Genomic DNA, 18,182 nt, shown 5'->3' on the forward strand with positions numbered 1-18,182 from the left:
TTTGCTTAGCAGAATGATTATGACTGAAATAGGCTTTTATTGATTAAGATTATTTTTGGGACGGAAGCATAATATTTTTAGTTGAGGTCTTAAAAAAAGTAGTTTGGAAATTTACTGGTATCAAACTGTCTCATGAATGAAATAATTGTATTATCCATTTTTAACGGAAAAGATTAAAGAAATTGTTTTCGCAAGTGAAAATTTATCCCTGTTAATAAAAATAATTTTAATGTAACCGAAAAAAAACGCGTTCATTTGTCGACAATGTTTATCAATTGATTTAATGTTGCCACCACGTATGGAACTTAGAACCAGAGGTGATTTTAACTATGAAAAAATTGATCAATGATGTGGAAAATGTGGTTAAGGAACAGCTTGAGGGTATGGCCCTCGCTCACCCCGAACTGAAAGTTAACTACGATCCCTACTACGTAGTACGTGAAGATGCTCCCGTTAAAGGGAAAGTCGCCATCGTATCCGGCGGCGGTTCCGGCCACGAACCCATGCATGGAGGTTTCGTCGGTAAAGGTATGCTCGACGGCGCCTGCCCCGGTGAAGTTTTTACTTCTCCCACCCCTGACCAGATGTACGAATGCGCCAAGGCCGTAGACAGCGGTGCCGGCGTTCTTTTTATGGTTAAGAACTACACTGGTGACGTAATGAACTTTGAAGCTGCAGCCGAGCTGGTTGCAAGTGAAGGCATCAAAGTCCAGAATATTTTGATTGATGATGACGTAGCCGTTAAGGACAGTCTCTATACCGCAGGTAGACGCGGTGTTGGTACCACTGTTCTGGCTGAAAAAATTGTCGGTGCGGCTGCCGAAGCAGGTTACGACCTTGAAAAATGCTCCGATCTTTGCCGTAAGGTCAACCAGTACGGCCGTTCTTTCGGCGTAGCCCTGACTTCCTGCACCGTGCCTGCAGCAGGCAAACCCACCTTCGAACTTGGTGAAGACGAAGTTGAAATGGGTATCGGTATACATGGCGAACCCGGTATTGAGCGTATGCCTCTTAAGTCTGTCGATGAAATGACCCAGTACGCAGCTGAGCAGATTATTGACGATCCCGCATACAGCCGCACTGTCCGTGAGTGGAACGGCAGCGAATGGGAAGATAAAAAACTCACCGATGAGCCTTTTGCCAAGGGTGACAATGTTATCGCGTTCGTTAACAGCATGGGTGGAACCCCTGTTTCCGAACTCTACGCTGTGTACAGAAAGCTTGATGAAGTCTGCAAAGCCAAGGGAATCAATATTGTCCGTAACCTGATCGGACCTTACATCACTTCACTGGAAATGCAGGGCTTCTCAATCACCTTGCTTAAGGTTGATGATGAAATGCTTAAGTTCTGGGATGCTCCTGCACAGACTCCCGGTTTTGTTCGCTAGGCTTAAATTTGCTTAATTATTAGTTTAAAATGCGCAGGCGTGGGAGTTCTCTTTCACGTCTGCGTTCCAGTTTTAGAAATAAGACCTCTTTTTAAAGAGTCTTTCCGGGCTGACGCTGTTATCGTATATGCCCACCGTAATTTTAACCTGACCCAGTTTTTAATGGCGTCATCTTTTGGAGGATAGAAAATGTCCATGAACAAAGCTCAACTTATTGCATGGTTCGGAAAGCTTAACGAAGTTTACGCCGACAAAAAAGAATACCTCACTGAACTCGATGCCGCCATCGGTGATGCCGACCACGGAATCAACATGAACCGCGGTTTCGGCAAGGTAATGGAAAAGCTGCCCACCGTAGAAGCAAAAGATATCGGCACTATCCTTAAGACTGTCGGCATGACTCTCATGTCCAGCGTTGGCGGTGCCAGCGGTCCCCTGTATGGTACTTTTTGGATGAAGGGCGGCATGATCATGGGTGGTAAGGAAGAACTCAGTTCCGAAGATTTCGCTAAAGTTATCGAAGCTGGTGTTGAAGGTATCCTCCAGCGCGGTCGTCCTGATCTTGGTGACAAAACCATGTACGACCTCTGGGCACCTGTTCTCGAAGTTATCAAAGAGAAGGCCGGAAACGGCGATGATGTTCTCGCCATAGTTGAAGCTGCACTGCCCGTAGGTGAAAAGGCTCTTGCCGATACCATCCCCCTGCAGGCCAAGAAAGGACGCGCCAGCTATCTTGGCGAACGCTCCATCGGTCATCAGGACCCCGGTGCAACTTCCTCTTACTACATGCTTGAGACCCTGAAAGAAGTTTTGTCTTAATTTATTATCCCCACCATATTTAAAAATATGGTGGGGATAATGGAGTATTACATGGTAGGATTAGTAATTGTTTCCCATAGCCAGATGCTGGCTCAGGGTGTTTTGGAACTGGCTGAGCAGATGACTCGTGGTTCTGTGGTCATGGAAGCCGCAGGCGGCATTGATGATCCGGACAACCCCATCGGTACCGACCCTATGAAGGTCATGATGGCCATTGAATCCGTTGCCGCGCAGTCCGAAGACGGCGTTCTGGTCATAATGGACCTTGGCAGCGCGCTTATGAGTGCTGAAACTGCGCTGGATTTTTTGCCTGATGAGGTCAAGGAAAAGGTTCTGCTTTGTTCCGCTCCTATTGTGGAGGGAACCATGGCTGCGGCAGTGCAGGCTTCAGTTGGAGCTTCTCTTAAAGAAGTTAGTGCTGAGGCTGGCGCAGCCTTGAATGTGAAGATTGAACAGTTAGCTCCGATTACCGGAGAGAGTGTTCAGGCTGCCGGTTCTGCGCAGGAAGAAATTTTGGAAGGCGAAGAGGTCAGTTGCGACCTGCTGGTCATTAATAAGATGGGATTGCATGCTCGTCCGGCAGCGAACCTTGTTGCCGTGGCCGGTAAATTTCAGTCTACCATTCAGATTAGCAAGGACGATAAGACTGCATCCGGAAAGAGCATCAATCAGGTTGCTTTGCTGGCAGTCAAGAATGGCGAAATCATTACTGTCACCGCGACCGGACCTGATGCGCAGCAGGCTATTGAAGGCTTGAAGGCTTTGCATGCCGATAATTTTGGTGAGCGTGATGAAGACGTAACTGAAGTGCTCATGGAAACTGAACCGTGCAAGGTTGGCGGCGAAGGATTTGTTTTCGGTGCTCCGGCATCAACAGGTTATGCCGTCGGTCCGGTTTATGCCCATCTGGCAACATTGCCCGAAGTGGAGCGGATTGAAGTTTCAGATACTGATGCCGAAGCTAAGCGCCTTGATCAGGCAATAGCTGCCGCGCTAGCAGATATTCAGGCTTTACAGCGTGAAACTGAAAAGACCGCAGGCAAGGCTAATGCCGCAATTTTTGAAGTGCACGGCTTAATCCTCGGCGATAAGGATATGCGTGACAACGCTGCGGCCCTTATTTCCGCTGAAAAGGTCAATGCCGAGTTCGCATGGTTTCAGGTCATGTACCAGATGGCTTCTGATTACCGGGGACTTGATGATGCCTACATGCAGGCCCGTGCCGCAGACGTTATGGATTGTGGCGGGCGTGTGCTTCGCGTGCTGACCGGAGAAGGTGAGCAGGCCATAAGGCTTGAACGTGAATCCATCATCGTGGCTCATGATCTTACACCGTCCGATGTTGCCGGAATGGACCCTGAAAAAGTGCTGGGTATTGTTACCGAGATAGGTGGGGCAACCTCCCATGCCGCAATTCTGTCTCGTTCCATGGGGATCCCCGCGGTTATAGGCACAGGGGAATGCTTCCAGCAGGTTTCCGATGGTCAGATGATTGCGCTGGATGGTTTTGAAGGTGTAGTTTGGACCGCACCGGATCAGGACAAGCTGGATGAAATCTCTGCTAAGCGCGATAAGTGGCTGGCTGATCGTGAAGAAACCAAGGCTAAAGGTGCTGCCCCGGCCAAGACTGTAGACGGCACTGAAATTATGGTTATGGGTAATATAGGCACCCCCGCTGATGCGCCGCGTGTGCTCGAATATGGAGCAGAGGGCGTAGGGCTTTTCCGTACCGAGTTCCTTTTTCAGGACCGCGATCAGGAACCGGATGAGCAGGAGCAGTTCGAAGCATACGTGGAAGCTGCCAAGGCCATGAACGGCAATCCGGTGATCATACGCACCCTTGATATCGGCGGAGATAAGCCGGTTAAATATCTCGATACTCCGGTTGAAGAGAATCCGTTTCTTGGCGAACGCGGAGTACGTTTCTGCATGGCCCGTCCCGAACTTTTCCGTACTCAGTTGCGTGCTTTATTGCGTGCTGCCAGCGAGGAAAATATCTGGATCATGTTCCCCATGATTTCCGGGGTGGAAGAGCTTGAAGGTGTGCTCGCATTTCAGGCTGAGGTCCGCGAAGGACTTCTTTCTGAAGGCGTAAAGATCGCCGATAAGATTAAGACCGGAATCATGATCGAGGTTCCGTCCGCTGTTGCAGAAGCTGAAAAGCTTGGTGCAATCTGCGATTTCTTCAGTATCGGCACCAATGATCTTACCCAGTACGTTATGGCTGCGGACCGTGGTAACAAGTCTGTTGCCAGGATTTGCGATAGTCTCAATCCTGCTGTCTTGCGTATGGTCAAAATGACTTGTGATGCCGCTAAGATTTGTGGAATTGAAGTCGGCATGTGTGGTGAGTTGGCCGGGAATCCTAAGGCCTCTGCATTGCTGCTCGGACTCGGACTTGATGAGCTGAGCATGAGCGGACCTTCCATTCCTGAAGTTAAGGAAGCCATTCGAGCTGTCTCCATGGATGATTGCCGTGCTTTGGCTGAAAAAGCTTTAGCTGCAAAATCCGGCGATGAAGTCCGTGACTTGTTGAAATAGTTTTTGATTGTATTCGATAATTCTAAAGGCCCGTTCTTTTGCACGGGCCTTTTCTTTTGTGCTGTCGATTTTTGATTAATCTGTCTCTTTTAACCTTTTCATATTTCAGCTAAATAGCATTCTGTCCTATTCTTGTTTTCTCCTTTTCAAGTAATTTTCCTCATGTTGGAGGTTTGTATATGAGCGGTTTTATGCGCGGCGTTAAAGCTAATGTTACGCTTTTGCCCAGTGTCGTTGCATATGCAGGGGTGTTGGGTGTTCTGGCAGCACAGAAGTCCATAAGCTGGACCGATATGATGGCCTTGAACGTCTTCATGTTTGCTGGTTCGGCGCAATTTGTGCTGGTGGATATGTGGAACGCTCCGCTTCCGGTGCTTGAGATGGCCCTTGCGGTGGTTGTTGTGAACCTGCGTTATGTCCTTATAGGTGCTTCTCTTAAAGATTTATTTGCCGGACAGGGGGTGCTGAAACGCTTGGGGATAATGCACTTCGTGGCCGACGAGAACTGGGCCATGACCATGGTTGCGGCTCGCAAGGGGGAGGGTGATGTGTTCCACCTGCTTGGCGGTGGTGTGCTGCTCATGCTTTTCTGGAGTGCTGGGACTATGGGGGGAATGTACTTCGGTGGATTGATTCCCGATCCTAAAATACTGGCCCTTGATTTTGCATTTACCGCAGTTTTTACCGCGTTGGCAGTTTCTCTTTGGCAGGGCAGACAGGACGTATTGCCATGGCTGGTAGCCATCAGTGCGTCGGTGCTTACCGAGCATTTTGTTCCCGGCAAGTGGTATATTCTGGTCGGCGGCATTCTCGGTGCAGTCTGTGCTGCGTTTATCAATGAAGCTGAACCAAGCGAAGAAGGGGAAGGAGAGGCATAATGGATATTTACAGTCATGAAAATGCGATTCTGGTTATCGCTCTTGCCGCTCTCGCAACTTATTTCATGCGCGTGGGCGGTCTGTTGCTGGCCGGATATCTACCTACGGGCGGACGTTTCGGCAGGGTCTTGAAAGCTTTACCCGGTACCATTCTCATCTCTCTTGCCGCCCCCGGTTTCTTTAATGAAGGCTTGATCGGATTCGCAGGCGGTCTAGTCACCGTAGCGATTACTTTCAAAACTAAAAATGTTTTTCTAGCTATGCTGGCAGGGATGCTGGTCGTGGCTCTGGGCAGGCAGTTTATTTAAACACTCATGGCCTTTTCAGCCAGATTCCATGCGATAAACCACATGGTCAGGCAGACTGCGCTATCCAATACCCGCCACGTTACGGCCTTTTTAAACAGTGGTGCAAGAGCCCGTCCGCCGAATCCAAGGGTATAAAACCATACAAAAGATGCGGTCATTGCTCCGAATCCGAACATGTAACGATCCAGACCGTCATATTGTCCGCTGATTGAACCCAGCATGACTACCGTATCCAGATAAACATGCGGATTAAGCAGAGTGATGGAAAGGGTCAGCAGGATTATTGATTTCAATCCTGTCTTGGCAACATCTCCGGTTTCCAGATGTCCGCCCTTGATGGCAGAGCGTAAAGATCCGAATCCGTACCATGCTAAAAACGCAGCTCCACCCCATGCCGCTGGTTTTAGCAGCATCGGATTTGAGGCGATAAGCTCTCCTGTTCCCAATATCCCCAGTGTAATCAGCAGCGCATCACAGATGGCGCAGACAAGGCATATGGTCATATGATGGTTTTTTCTGATGCTCTGGGTAAGCACAAAAGCATTTTGCGCTCCGATGGCAATGATCAATCCTGCCCCTGTCCCGAAACCCTGCATATATGGAATAAGTGATGACATTGTTTGCTCCGTTTGTTTTTCGGGAATATAGGGGGACGATAAAAATTAGTACAATTAAATATTTTCATTTCTAATAAGTTTAACTTATAGTGTGTGCATGCTTGATAACATTTTTCTGGAAGCACTGGCTGCGGTAATCGAAGAGGGTGGATTTGATAAGGCTGCACTGAAGCTGAATATTTCCCAATCAGCAGTTTCACAGCGCATACGAAATTTTGAAGAACAATTGGGCCGGGTGCTAGTGGTCCGGTCCAATCCTCCTGAACCCACAGAGGACGGCCGCAAGCTGATTAAGCACCTGCACACTATCCGGCTTATGGAGCATGACCTGAATGATTCCATGGGCCTTAATCCCAGCGGTGAATTTGTGACTTTACCTGTGGGAGTTAACGCGGACAGCCTTGCTACATGGTTTCTGGATGCTCTTGATGGTTTTTTAAAAGAGCACAATGTGTTGTTTGATTTGTATGTAGATGATGAAAACAGGACCCATGAGATGCTACGTCGGGGGGAGGTTGTAGGCTGCATTGGAACCGTTTCTAAACCTGTGAAAGGCTGTCGCAGCGATTATCTGGCAACTTTCGATTATCTGTGTTTGAGTACACCTGATTTTTACAAACGTTGGTTTAAAGACGGATTTAATCGTGAGTCGGTTGCAAAGGCTCCGGCAGCTGTTTTTAACCGTAAAGATGAAACTCAATCGCAGATGCTGGCAAAAGTTTTTCCGGGTGAATCGGTCGCACATCCAATCTTTTATATCCCTTCCACAGAATCCTTTGTTGATATTATCTGTCGTGAACTTGCATACGGTATGGTCCCTGAGTTTCAAGTGGAAGAAGAACTGGAGTCCGGGCAATTGATTGAGGTCGTGCCAGAGGGTAGAGTACCTGTTTCGCTTTACTGGCATTCTTGGAATGTTGAAACTACCTTGCTTGAAGGTTTGCGCCGGGAATTGGTGGGATACTTCAAAAATAAGGCCTAAAATTTTGGGTTATTGCACGAATATACTTTAAAATTCATTTTATTTTAATTTTTAAGTTGACTTCTGTAGGGTGTATCTGTAGTTGTTCTCTTCTCAGTGACGCGGGGTGGAGCAGCTTGGTAGCTCGTCGGGCTCATAACCCGAAGGTCGTAGGTTCAAATCCTGCCCCCGCAACCACCTATATTTCCGGTCATGACGGGGATGTTTGCGGCAAAAGCCAGTGATGCTTCCAGCTTCAACTTTTTTGACTGAGTTTTGGGATTTTGTGTTTAGTGCATGTTTAAATCCTGAAAATATTTGAAAAATAATTTGCAGAATGTTCAACTTGTAGTTGACAGCAAATTGCAGAGCATGTAGACATGCTCTCACAGTGACGCGGGGTGGAGCAGCTTGGTAGCTCGTCGGGCTCATAACCCGAAGGTCGTTGGTTCAAATCCGGCCCCCGCAACCACCATGCTTCATCAAAAAGACTCAACCGAAAGGTTGGGTCTTTTTTTTTGCCCTCATCATCGTTTGAAATGCGAAGGTGGGGATTTTTTTCGGCTTCGCTTCTGCCTCTCTATCTCGAATGGGAAATCTTTTCGTCATCACGCTGCAATTTATGTTTCAAAATTGGGACATAATTTTCATTATTTTGATCCCTTAGAATTTGTCTATAATAAATAATTAATTATTTTAGTATGTTAAATTAAGTTTTTGAGTTATCAGGGAAAAATAAAAAAGTTTCAAATATGTTTATTTTGCCCCTAAACACAGCTGAAAATCTGTGTTAAGGGGTAAGTATCTATCGGTGTCGATTGCGTATTAGAGTGGGGTATAGGCTGCCTTAAGATTATGATTTTACACTGTTTTTCAATTTAAATCACGGGAAGGTACGTTATGGTAACTGAAAATGATCTCCGCGAAATTGAGAATGGTTTAATTGATATTATTGGTGAGAGAATTTCTGCATCCGCATTGGCGGAGCAAATTGAGCGATTCAAGATTGGATTTGAACCGACAAAGCTTGAGCGGGCCTGTACTTTGAACGATGGAATTTATCGGATTAGGCCCGCTGAAAGAGAAGAATTATTGGATTGCTTTGAAGAAGCAGCTGACGAAGGACGTTTTACCAAGTTCGTTCCGGCCTCAGGAGCAGCAACTCGGATGTTCAAGCATTTACTCGCCAAGCTGAAAAACGAGGAGCTTTCCGATAAGGATGCGGAAATGGTCCAGACTTTTATGGATCTGCTTCCGGTGCTTCCGTTTTATCATGATTTGCAGGAAGTCATGAGGGAAGATGGTGTAAATCTTGAGGATGCATATGCGGATCAGGATTATGGACAGATCCTCGAATACCTGCTCACAGAAAAAGGGTTGAACTATGCGGCAATGCCTAAGGGGTTGATTCCGTTTCATAGTTATGACGACGGGTACCGTACTCCTTTTGAAGAACATATTGCCGAAGCTGCTGCCCATATTAAAGATCGTCGTGGTAAGGCGAAATTACACTTTACTGTTTCTCCGGCTCATGAGCAGAATATTCGTGATCATATTGCAAAGGCCGTTCAGAATTATCCTGATTGCCATTTTGAAATTGATTTTTCCCAGCAGTGCAGGAAGAGTGATACTGTTGCCGTAGATATGAATAACGATGTGTTCCGCACTGATGATGGAAAGATCTTGTTCCGGCCGGCCGGGCATGGCGCCTTGCTGGATAATTTGCATAAGCTGCGTGGCGATCTTGTTTATCTGAAGAATATTGATAATGTTGTCCCTGACAGCATGAAGGGTGCGACTATTGAATATAAGAAGCTTCTCGGCGGTTTGTTGGTAAAGTTGCAGGATCAGATTTTTGAGTGTCTGAATATGCTTGAGAATCATAATTGCAGTGAATTTGAAGTCGCAGCGGTAGCCATCTTCGCCGTTTCCTATCTCTCCATGCAATTGCCTGAGAATTTCGGTCAGATGAGTCTTGATGATAAGATAAGCATGTTGCGGGTTCGGTTATCCAAGCCTGTACGTGTATGCGGAATGGTTAAGAATGAAGGCGAACCGGGTGGCGGGCCTTTCTGGGTAGACGGTCCTGACGGCTTTATCTCTCCGCAGATTGTTGAAAAGAGTCAGGTGGATATGGATGATCCCGAACAGGCTGCGATTGTACAGACTGCAACTCATTTCAATCCTGTTGATCTTGTTTGCGGTATGAGAAGCCCTCGTGGAGAGTGGTATGCCTTGAAGAATTTTACTGACCCCGAAACCGGATTTATCTCACACAAGTCCAAGAATGGCCGCAAACTGAAGGCAATGGAGCTTCCGGGACTTTGGAACGGTTCCATGGCTGATTGGATTACTGTATTTGTAGAAGTTCCGCTGAGTACTTTTTCTCCTGTTAAGACTGTAAATGACCTATTGAAGAAGGAACATCGCGGTTAAGCGTAAATTTATAAGTGTCTCAAAAATGATTCTGCCTCTGTATATTGTACAGGGGCAGATTTTTTTATCTGTACGGTTGCTACAAGATTGAGTCCATTATTGGAGAGGTTCTTTTTTGAAGATGCCTTTTTGTGCTCTGTTGTTGCGGGAATGTGAGTTCATATGTTACTTATGATTATGGCTGATAATATTGGTATCTCTGAGTAATTACAGGCACGAATTATATTTTTAAGTGGTGGAGGTCTACGTGAAAGAAGTTTTGGCGATGAGAAAATTTGTTGCTCCTGAACTTGTTTTCGGTGTGGGGTCTTCCAAGCTTGCCGGGCAATATGCTGAAAATTTCGGTGTCTCCAGGGCTTTGATAGTGACTGATCCCGGTATTGTTAAATGCAGTTGGGTTCGGGCAGTTGAAAAGAGTCTGAATGATGCCGGCATTGAAACTTTTATCTTCAGTGACGTATCTGAGAACCCCCGTGATGTTGAAGTCATGAGCGGGGCTGATTTTTATCTGGAAAACAGATGTGACTGCATAATTGCTGTTGGCGGTGGAAGTCCGATGGATTGTGCCAAAGGAATTGGGATTGTCACTACAAATAATTCCCATATCTTGAATTTTGAGGGCGTCGACATGGTTGATGTCCCTGGACCTCCTCTGATCTGCATTCCTTCCACTGCCGGGAGTTCTGCTGATGTTTCCCAGTTCGCAATTATAACCGACACTGAACGGGATGTAAAAATAAGTATCGTCAGTAAGGCCATGGTCCCGGATGCAGCCCTGATTGATCCTGAACTTACATCAACCATGGATGCGCAATTGACAGCGGCTACCGGAATGGATGCATTGACTCATGCTATAGAAGCTTATGTCTCGAATGCTAACTCAGCTTTAACAGATCTTCTGGCCCTTGATGCTATTGAGCAGGTTACAGGTAATCTTGCCGCTGTTATCAAAGAACCCGGTAACCTTGAATTACGCGGGCAGGTCATGCTTGGCAGCATGGAGGCAGGGCTTGCTTTTTCCAATGCAATTCTTGGCGCTGTGCATGCTATGGCTCATAGTCTTGGCGGTCATTTGGATTTGCCGCACGGTGAGTGCAACGCTATCCTGCTTCCTTATGTGATCAGGGTAAATTTTCCTTATGCTGTTGAAAGATACTCCCGTATTGCCGAAAAAATGGGCGTATCGGTTTCCGGTAAAACAGATGAGCAAATCTGCAATGAGCTGGAGCAGGCGATTGTGGCGTTGAGCAGGGCAGCGGGTATAAGTATGTCACTTAGTGATTTGGGGCTTACCCGTGATGAAATTCCTAAATTGGCTGAAATGGCTTTGAAAGACGCCTGCATGGTCACTAATCCGGTTGAACTGAGTCAGGAAGATGTAGAGAAAATTTATGAAGCGGCGCTCTAAAACGAACTCCAACGAGAATGTCCGCAATAAGCTTATCGGGCTTGGCGAGACATCCATGCGCAAAAGTTATTATCCTGAACTTCGGGAAAGGATTAATGAGTTGGAGCGTTTTAGAGCTTTAGTGGAAAATGCTAATGATGCCTTGTTCGTGCTTGATGCATTCTCATGGAGTTTTGCTGACGTCAACAAAACCGCTTTGAAGAAGACGAACTACAGCAGGGATGAGTTGCTGGACAGCCCTCCGGAACTGGTCTTTCCCGAGGATACCTGTTTTTTGCTGCACGAAGTTTTGATTGATGACGATGTTTATTCGTCATGGGATAAAGAAGATGTTTCCATGACTGACCTGCTCGGAAAGGGGGGCTCTCGTATTCCTGTGGAAATGACTCTTCGAGTGCATTTCGTGGGCGGCAGGCTTTATATTGTCATGGTTGCCCGTGATGTGAGGCGCAGGCTTGCCGATCAGCGGGAATTGCAGCGGACCCGTAACTACCTTGGTAATGTTATCAACTCTATGCATTCCGTACTGGTAGGTGTGGATGAAAATTCAAATGTAGTGCTCTGGAATGATTATGCTCACGAGGAGACCGGACGGGCTGCCGAGGACGCAGAAGGTAATTTTGTTTACGAGATGATGCCGGAATTAAGTCGTTTTGAGCATTTGATTTCAGCAACAATCCGCGGTGAAGTTGAAGGTGGTACTGAAATTTTCCATATGGATCGGGAAGGATACAATGTCTTTCATGAAATTGTAGTGTGTCCGTTCAAAGGTGATGAGGCCGGGGCTGTCATCCGTATTGATGATATTACTGCCCGGACCCGTATGGAAGAGGTTATGGTGCAAACCGAGAAGATGATGACTGTTGGCGGGCTTGCTGCCGGCATGGCCCATGAAATTAATAATCCGCTTGGTGGCATTCTTCAAGGTATCCAGAATATTCAGCGTAGGATTTCAGGGCATTTGCCTAAAAACTATGCTGCGGCTGATGAATTGGGAATACCTTTTAACTCTATCCACGAGTATTGCGAGAAAAGAGGGATTCTCGACAAGCTTGAATCAGTCAGGGAGATGGGTGAAAGGTCTGCACGTATTGTTTCCAATATGCTTCAATTCAGTCGCCAGTCCGGCGGGGAAAGGGTTTGTTCCGATATAGAGCAGATTGTTGAAACAGCTATAGAGCTTTCATTCAGCGGTTATGACTTTTACAGCAAATCCGGTGGGGGGGGATTGGAGATAATCAGGGAATACGATGATTCTCTGCCTCAGCTTTTATGTTCACCCTCTGAGATAGAGCAGGTTCTTATTAATCTGCTTAAGAATTCCGTGCAGGCAATCCTTGCTGATCAGGCAAGGGTAGTCGATGATATTGCCCGTATTACTATACGGTTAAGAAAAGAGTCAGGTTTCGTTCGTCTGGAAATTGAAGACAACGGCCCCGGAATGGGGCCTGAAATCCGCAAAAAGGCTTTGGAACCTTTTTTTACGACTAAACCCGTTGGTGAAGGAACAGGGCTCGGTCTATTTGTCTCCTATTTCATCATTACCCAGAAGCATAGCGGGACTTTTGAAATTGAAACCAGTCCGGGGGAAGGAATGAAGATTATTATCAGAATCCCATCCGAGTGTTAGATCCAATTACATCGATTTTTCTATTGCTTCTGCTCTCTCAACCATTTTGTCTGCAAGGTAGCTCAAGGCTTCGCCTCCATCAGCAATGGCTTTAAGTTTTTTCTCATCGTTATGAACTCTCCTGAAAATCCACTGGGCTATGTAGAATGAATCGTCAGGCTTGTCGCATTCTCCTGCGCAATATGACTTTATTTTCTGTGTGATACCGGACTTTATTTTTTCCCTGATAGTAATGGCTTCTTTGAGAATTTTACCGGAATGGGCAGCTTTGTTTTTTGCCGATTCAGATTGGGTGTTGCGGGAATTGTCCAGATCAAGCTGGAAAATACCATTTGCGGAATCTACTCGTTTTTCAGCTTTGATATAGCTATCCAGAGCCTGCAAAAGGTCTGGGTTATCAGCAACTGCTTTGAGAACAGACGCAACATGGCGTAGCGGTTGGCTGTTTGTGCGGAACATCTCTGCTCGTTGTTCTCTAGTCAGTTCATGCAGAGAGGAGCTGTCCCCTTCCGCAAATGTTCTTTCTGCAAGAATTCCTTTTTCCTCAATTAGATCAAGCAGCTGTCCTGATTCTGATTTTGAAAGAACAGTCAGCTTTCCCGGTGTAAGCAGATAGGACCAGATGGATTTTTGAGCTGTTACAAGGTTCTCGGCATCAGGCATAAGGCCACGCAGGTTCAGTCCGAAGTGCATATTGACTCCTTTGAACGACGCTGAACTGAACCCTTTTTGGGATTTATAAGGCAGTGAACCTGCCGGATGATAGCTGTCTGCAATGTACTGGGCCAGATTATCAAGAAAGACCTCGGTGATGATAGTATCCTTTATTTTATCCACGGTTTTTTGGACCGGAGATTGCTCAGTCTTATTTGCTGCGGAAGCCTCGGTTTTGCTGTCCGCAATTGCTCTGTCATCTTTTGGTGGTATGGGTTCTGTTTTATTCTCCAGTGCGGGCTTAATTGAATCACCGGATTTGGCCACCTTGTCGGATACAGGAAGTTTCCCGCTGGAACCATTTTTGTTTACCCATGCGGGAGCGTTTACTTCGAGGTCTGATTTTTCTCCCAAATCTTTCTGAACATAAAAATACAGTGCTGCTGCAGAAGCAACGAAAACAACAGCGAATATGATTGCGGGAATTTTAAATTTGTTCATTGCGGCTCCATTTTGATTACCAATGGCGGTTCCATGCGAATTTAACGGTAGTGGTCGGGCAGCCCACGCCGGAGTCCGGCCTCATAGCAGTAAGGTAGACTGCGCCTTTGGCTGCCTGCCTTGCTATGCGTCGTATCTTTGAAAAAAGTTCAAGCTGTTCAACCATTTCTGGAACCGGAATGTTGCCTGTTCCTCCGGCAGAAAGCAGCTTTGCTTTCAAGTCATGGTATGCTGATAACATGTCATGTATCATATTGTCGATTTTACAAAATTCATCGGAACATGGCTTTTCTGTAACATTTAAGACGCCGAGGCATGAGTTGCGGAAGACAGTGACCATGTCAGCGTCCTGACCAAGCAGATCAAGAGCAGGTTTGAGTCTCTTCTTTTCCAACGAGGCACAGAGAGCTCCGGCGGTACGGAAATATTGCAGTACGCGCAGGGCGGTTGCCACTTGTTGTCCCTGTTGTTCGGTAAGGGGACGGGATTGCAGTTTGGCACAGAAAGAGCGGGCAGCCTCAATAAGGGTGTCCTGTGCATCTTTATCCGCAGGGAGTGCGCCGTATCCAAAATCGGAGTTAAGGCCTTTGCGCACAATTCTGCGGGTGAGCTGCCCTATACGTTCCATTTCAAGGGTCAGAGCGTCAAGGGCAAGTGCAGGGGTGCCGATGACGTTGTTATCCAGATATTTGGGGCGCCCCCGGTCATCTCCAAGTGAAGCGAATCTCTTTTCGATAAAACTAACAAGCTTATCAGTGAAAGGCCAGAGAAGCAGGACTCCCAGAAAGTTAAACAGAGTGTGGAACAGGGCCAGAACAACAGCCGGTTCGTGATATATATTCATAATGTCCATGCAGAAAAGAATGGATTTTATGAGTACCGGCAGCATTATGAGGGCGGCAAGGGCTGTGATCAGGTTAAATATGATGTGCCCTGTAGCAACCTTTTTGGCATTGATGGTAGCACCGATGACGGAAAGGGCTGCAGTGGAAGTCGTTCCTATATTGGTTCCGATTACAGCGGCGGCTCCCTGGTTGAGGTCCATCAGTCCGCTTACTGTTGCGGTAAGCACAAGGGCCATAGCCGCGCTGGAGCTCTGCATGAGCAGTGTAAGCATCAAGCCTATGCCGATAAATATCGGGATGGAAAGAGCTCCCATGGATGCAAAGATTGAAAGGTCGATTGATGATTCAATACCTTTGAAAGACATCTGCAAGGTGGAGATTCCCATGAGGAACAGGCCGAATCCGGCAAAAGCGTCGCCGAAAAAAGCGCGTCGTGATGTCGGACCTGTTAAACGTAGAATTGCACCGATGGCGATGACGGGAAGCGCAAAGGCTTTCAAGTTTACGCTGAATCCGACGGCAGCAACAATCCATCCGGTTACAGTGGTTCCGATGTTACTGCCGTAAATGACTCCGATGGACTGAGAAAGAGTGATGAGCCCGGCATTTACAAAGCCGATAACAGCAACGGTAACAGCGCTTGAAGATTGGACCAGTGCGGTAATCAGGAATCCCGAGAATAATCCGCGTCTCGGGCTCTTGGTCCATTGACCGAGTATTTTACGTAAGGATTTACCAGCGGCTTGTTTCAAGCCAGTGGTCATCAAACGCATGCCGATCAAAAAAAGTCCAAGTCCGCCGAACAGATTTCCAAATAATGCTAAACTCATATCAGATCGTTAACTAGCTTGTTGAAATTAAGAGATAAAATGGACTTTGATAATCTCCTGTGCGGTGGGAAAAATCAAGTGAAAGGTTGAAGACGGTATGTAAATACAGTTGTTTTGTAACAAAAAATCCTCCTGAAACCTAAGTCTCAGGAGGATTTTTAAGGTCTAATGGAATCAGCCGTAATTATTCGGGCTTGATTTTAATGTCCATTTTGTTCATTGATTCGATGATCTTGTCGCTGATGTCAGCAGATTTGTCGTAGCTGATAGCAGATTCGGTAGAGAGGATCACGGAATAGCCGTTAGCCTGACGGTAGTCATCAACAGCTTTGGTAAAGCCGCCCTGCAGGGCTTCTACGATGCGATTCTGCTCTGCGCCCATTTTGTTCTGGTATTCGCCGAGTGCTTCCTGGAACTTGCGGGTGTTCTCTTCAGTCTGGTTTCCTGCAAGGGTTTTCTGCATTTCAGTGAATTTTGCCTGAAATTCTTCGCTTGATTTTTTAAGGTATTCCATACCTTCGGTGCCGGCTTTACATTCTTTGAAAACCTTATTGGTATCAACAAATCCTACTTTGCCGCCGGAAGAGGCCTGTTGCTGGCATCCGGCGATAAAAGCTGCCATGGCAATAATCAAAGCTAATTTCAGCACGTTTTTAAACATTTAATACTCCGTTAGTTAAAAATATTTTCATTTAGAGTTATTCGGTATAAACTCGGAAAGGTGTCATGTAAAATAAAAAAAACATTTGAAGCAAATTAGAAAGCATTGAAATTAAAATTTTGTACATTTCCGAAAATTATGTTAGTAATATTTTCGAAAGTGAACATCGGACAGAGGTGGATCCGAATTTTTCCAATCAATTGGGGACAGTAAAATTTTACCCAAATAAAATATTGAGGACAAGATCATGAGAACCAAAGTTGTTGCCACTCTCGGCCCGGGATCAAGTAATGTTGAAACCATTACCAAGATGGTCCAGAACGGTGTCAGAATTCTCCGTTTGAACTTTTCCCATTCCGACGCTGAGAGCTTTAAGCCTGTCATTGCAATGATTCGTCAGGTTGAAAAGGAACTTTCTATTCCCCTTACTATCATGGGGGACCTTTGTGGGCCCAAGATCAGGGTGGGTGTTATTGAGGATGCTCCTCATGACATTGACTCCCGTGCTTATGTCTATCTGGGGCTTCCTGAATTCGCTGAAGAGGCCAAAGATCTGCCTTTTATTCCCCTTGATCAGCCCGAATTGTTGCAGGGACTCGAGGATGGAATGGAAGTTTCGCTTAGTGATGGAATGCTTCAGTTTTTCGTAACCGAAACTCTTGAGAAAGATAAGCTGTACAAGCTTCAGGCTCAGAATGCCGGTCTGCTTGCATCCAAAAAGGGTATCACTTTCCCCGGCAAGCATATCGCACTTCCTGCTTTTACTGAAAAAGATAAAGTTGATCTGGCAGGCTGTATCGAGATTGGTGTTGATGCAATTGCCATGTCTTTTGTCCAGACTGCGCAGGATGTTCAAGACGTTCTGGATGCGATGAATAAGCATGGTGTGGTTCTTCCCATTATCGCTAAGATTGAACGCCAGAATGCTGTTGAAAATATTGAATCCATTCTTGAGCTTGCCAGCGGCATCATGGTTGCCCGCGGTGACCTCGGTCTTGAGTGCAAGCTCTCTACTGTTCCCGTTATCCAGAAAAAGCTTATCCGCGCAGCACGTCATGCTCAGAAGCCGGTTATTGTTGCCACCCAGATGATGCTTTCCATGGTTAAGAACCCGATCCCCACCCGTGCGGAAGCTAACGACGTAGCCAACGCGATTATGGATGGTGCGGACTGCTGCATGCTTTCCGAAGAGACTGCAATCGGCGCATATCCTGCTGAAGCTGTCGGATATATTAAAGAGATCGCAGAAGGTACCGAGCCGTATTATCTTGAGCGAATTAAGGGACCCTACACGCCTGCCAATGAGCTTGTTTCAAACCCTGTTAAGTACTTGAGCTATTCCGCATGTCTGCTGGCTCAGGATATCGACAGTCCTGCTATCATTTGTCATTCCTCAAGCGGTTCTTCCGCAAGGATTATCTGCAGTCGTAGACCTGCGCAGCCTGTATATTGCCTGACTCCTGACAAAAGCGTTCCAGCATACCTCAACTTTTTCTGGGGTATTTCTCCTGTTGTCACTGAGTCCAAACTTACCGACCACAGGGATCGCCTTGTGGAGTTCCTTGAAGCCAACGATAAGTTTGAAAAAGGCGAGGGATACATTCTTGTTTCCGGTCAGCCTACTCCGGGACAGACTATGCCCAAGACCAACGAAGTTAAGCTTTACTACAAGTAAAATTAACTGACTGTATCAATTAAAAGCTCC

Annotated in this window: 14 protein-coding genes and 2 tRNA genes; 12 read left to right on the forward strand and 4 right to left on the reverse strand. The window is 46.5% G+C overall.

What is annotated here, in order from left to right:
• The first annotated feature begins 329 nt into the window (after positions 1 to 329).
• From dhaK to ACKU40_RS03030, 5 genes are all read left to right on the forward strand, one after another.
• The gene (gene dhaK, locus ACKU40_RS03010; RefSeq protein ID WP_320175052.1) at positions 330 to 1,388 is read left to right on the forward strand and encodes a dihydroxyacetone kinase subunit DhaK; all 1,059 of its coding nucleotides are present in this window, start codon (positions 330 to 332) and stop codon (positions 1,386 to 1,388) included.
• A gap of 189 nt (positions 1,389 to 1,577) precedes the next feature.
• A complete protein-coding gene (dhaL, locus tag ACKU40_RS03015; protein ID WP_320175053.1) occupies positions 1,578 to 2,207 on the forward strand; it encodes a dihydroxyacetone kinase subunit DhaL in 630 nt (209 codons plus the stop codon).
• A 51-nt stretch (positions 2,208 to 2,258) separates the two neighbouring features.
• On the forward strand, positions 2,259 to 4,748 hold the full coding sequence (gene ptsP / locus ACKU40_RS03020) for a phosphoenolpyruvate--protein phosphotransferase (protein ID WP_320175054.1): 2,490 nt from the start codon (positions 2,259 to 2,261) through the stop codon (positions 4,746 to 4,748).
• A 179-nt stretch (positions 4,749 to 4,927) separates the two neighbouring features.
• Complete coding sequence (locus ACKU40_RS03025; RefSeq protein WP_320175055.1) at positions 4,928 to 5,626, forward strand: AzlC family ABC transporter permease; 699 nt, start codon at positions 4,928 to 4,930, stop codon at positions 5,624 to 5,626.
• Positions 5,626 to 5,934 (forward strand): AzlD domain-containing protein, encoded by a 309-nt coding sequence (locus tag ACKU40_RS03030; protein ID WP_320175056.1) that lies wholly within the window; start codon positions 5,626 to 5,628, stop codon positions 5,932 to 5,934. The genes ACKU40_RS03025 and ACKU40_RS03030 overlap by 1 nt, the downstream gene beginning before the upstream one ends.
• Here the strand turns inward: ACKU40_RS03030 and ACKU40_RS03035 are convergent.
• A complete protein-coding gene (locus tag ACKU40_RS03035) occupies positions 5,931 to 6,551 on the reverse strand; it encodes a LysE/ArgO family amino acid transporter (protein WP_320175057.1) in 621 nt (206 codons plus the stop codon). The genes ACKU40_RS03030 and ACKU40_RS03035 overlap by 4 nt on opposite strands.
• Before the next feature lie 97 nt (positions 6,552 to 6,648).
• Here ACKU40_RS03035 and ACKU40_RS03040 point away from each other — a divergent pair, with 97 nt between their 5' ends.
• The 6 genes from ACKU40_RS03040 (at position 6,649) to ACKU40_RS03065 (ending at position 12,986) form a co-directional block, all read left to right on the forward strand.
• Complete coding sequence (locus ACKU40_RS03040) at positions 6,649 to 7,533, forward strand: LysR family transcriptional regulator ArgP (protein ID WP_320175058.1); 885 nt, start codon at positions 6,649 to 6,651, stop codon at positions 7,531 to 7,533.
• Positions 7,534 to 7,633: 100 nt separating this feature from the next.
• Positions 7,634 to 7,710, forward strand: a tRNA-Met gene (locus ACKU40_RS03045).
• A 197-nt stretch (positions 7,711 to 7,907) separates the two neighbouring features.
• Positions 7,908 to 7,984, forward strand: a tRNA-Met gene (locus ACKU40_RS03050).
• 428 nt (positions 7,985 to 8,412) lie between these two features.
• Positions 8,413 to 9,948, forward strand: a complete 1,536-nt coding sequence (locus ACKU40_RS03055; RefSeq protein ID WP_320175059.1) for a DUF4301 family protein — start codon at positions 8,413 to 8,415, stop codon at positions 9,946 to 9,948.
• 247 nt (positions 9,949 to 10,195) lie between these two features.
• The gene (ercA, locus tag ACKU40_RS03060; protein WP_320175060.1) at positions 10,196 to 11,356 is read left to right on the forward strand and encodes an alcohol dehydrogenase-like regulatory protein ErcA; all 1,161 of its coding nucleotides are present in this window, start codon (positions 10,196 to 10,198) and stop codon (positions 11,354 to 11,356) included.
• On the forward strand, positions 11,340 to 12,986 hold the full coding sequence (locus ACKU40_RS03065) for a PAS domain S-box protein (RefSeq protein ID WP_320175061.1): 1,647 nt from the start codon (positions 11,340 to 11,342) through the stop codon (positions 12,984 to 12,986). The genes ercA and ACKU40_RS03065 overlap by 17 nt, the downstream gene beginning before the upstream one ends.
• Positions 12,987 to 12,992: 6 nt before the next feature.
• On the opposite strand, the gene ACKU40_RS03070 is transcribed toward ACKU40_RS03065, so the two are convergent.
• From ACKU40_RS03070 to ACKU40_RS03080, 3 genes are all read right to left on the reverse strand, one after another.
• Positions 12,993 to 14,141, reverse strand: coding sequence for a hypothetical protein (locus tag ACKU40_RS03070; RefSeq protein WP_320175062.1), 1,149 nt, complete (start codon positions 14,139 to 14,141; stop codon positions 12,993 to 12,995).
• A gap of 16 nt (positions 14,142 to 14,157) precedes the next feature.
• Positions 14,158 to 15,816: a Na/Pi cotransporter family protein gene (locus ACKU40_RS03075; protein ID WP_320175063.1), complete on the reverse strand. Its 1,659-nt coding sequence runs from the start codon at positions 15,814 to 15,816 to the stop codon at positions 14,158 to 14,160.
• Between the two features lie 184 nt (positions 15,817 to 16,000).
• On the reverse strand, positions 16,001 to 16,477 hold the full coding sequence (locus tag ACKU40_RS03080; RefSeq protein WP_320175064.1) for an OmpH family outer membrane protein: 477 nt from the start codon (positions 16,475 to 16,477) through the stop codon (positions 16,001 to 16,003).
• A 247-nt stretch (positions 16,478 to 16,724) separates the two neighbouring features.
• On the opposite strand from ACKU40_RS03080, the gene pyk reads away from it, so the two are divergent.
• Positions 16,725 to 18,152, forward strand: coding sequence for a pyruvate kinase (gene pyk, locus ACKU40_RS03085; RefSeq protein ID WP_320175065.1), 1,428 nt, complete (start codon positions 16,725 to 16,727; stop codon positions 18,150 to 18,152).
• Positions 18,153 to 18,182 lie beyond the last annotated feature (30 nt).

The organism is Maridesulfovibrio sp. (assembly GCF_963666665.1).
In the GTDB taxonomy this organism is placed as follows: domain Bacteria; phylum Desulfobacterota; class Desulfovibrionia; order Desulfovibrionales; family Desulfovibrionaceae; genus Maridesulfovibrio.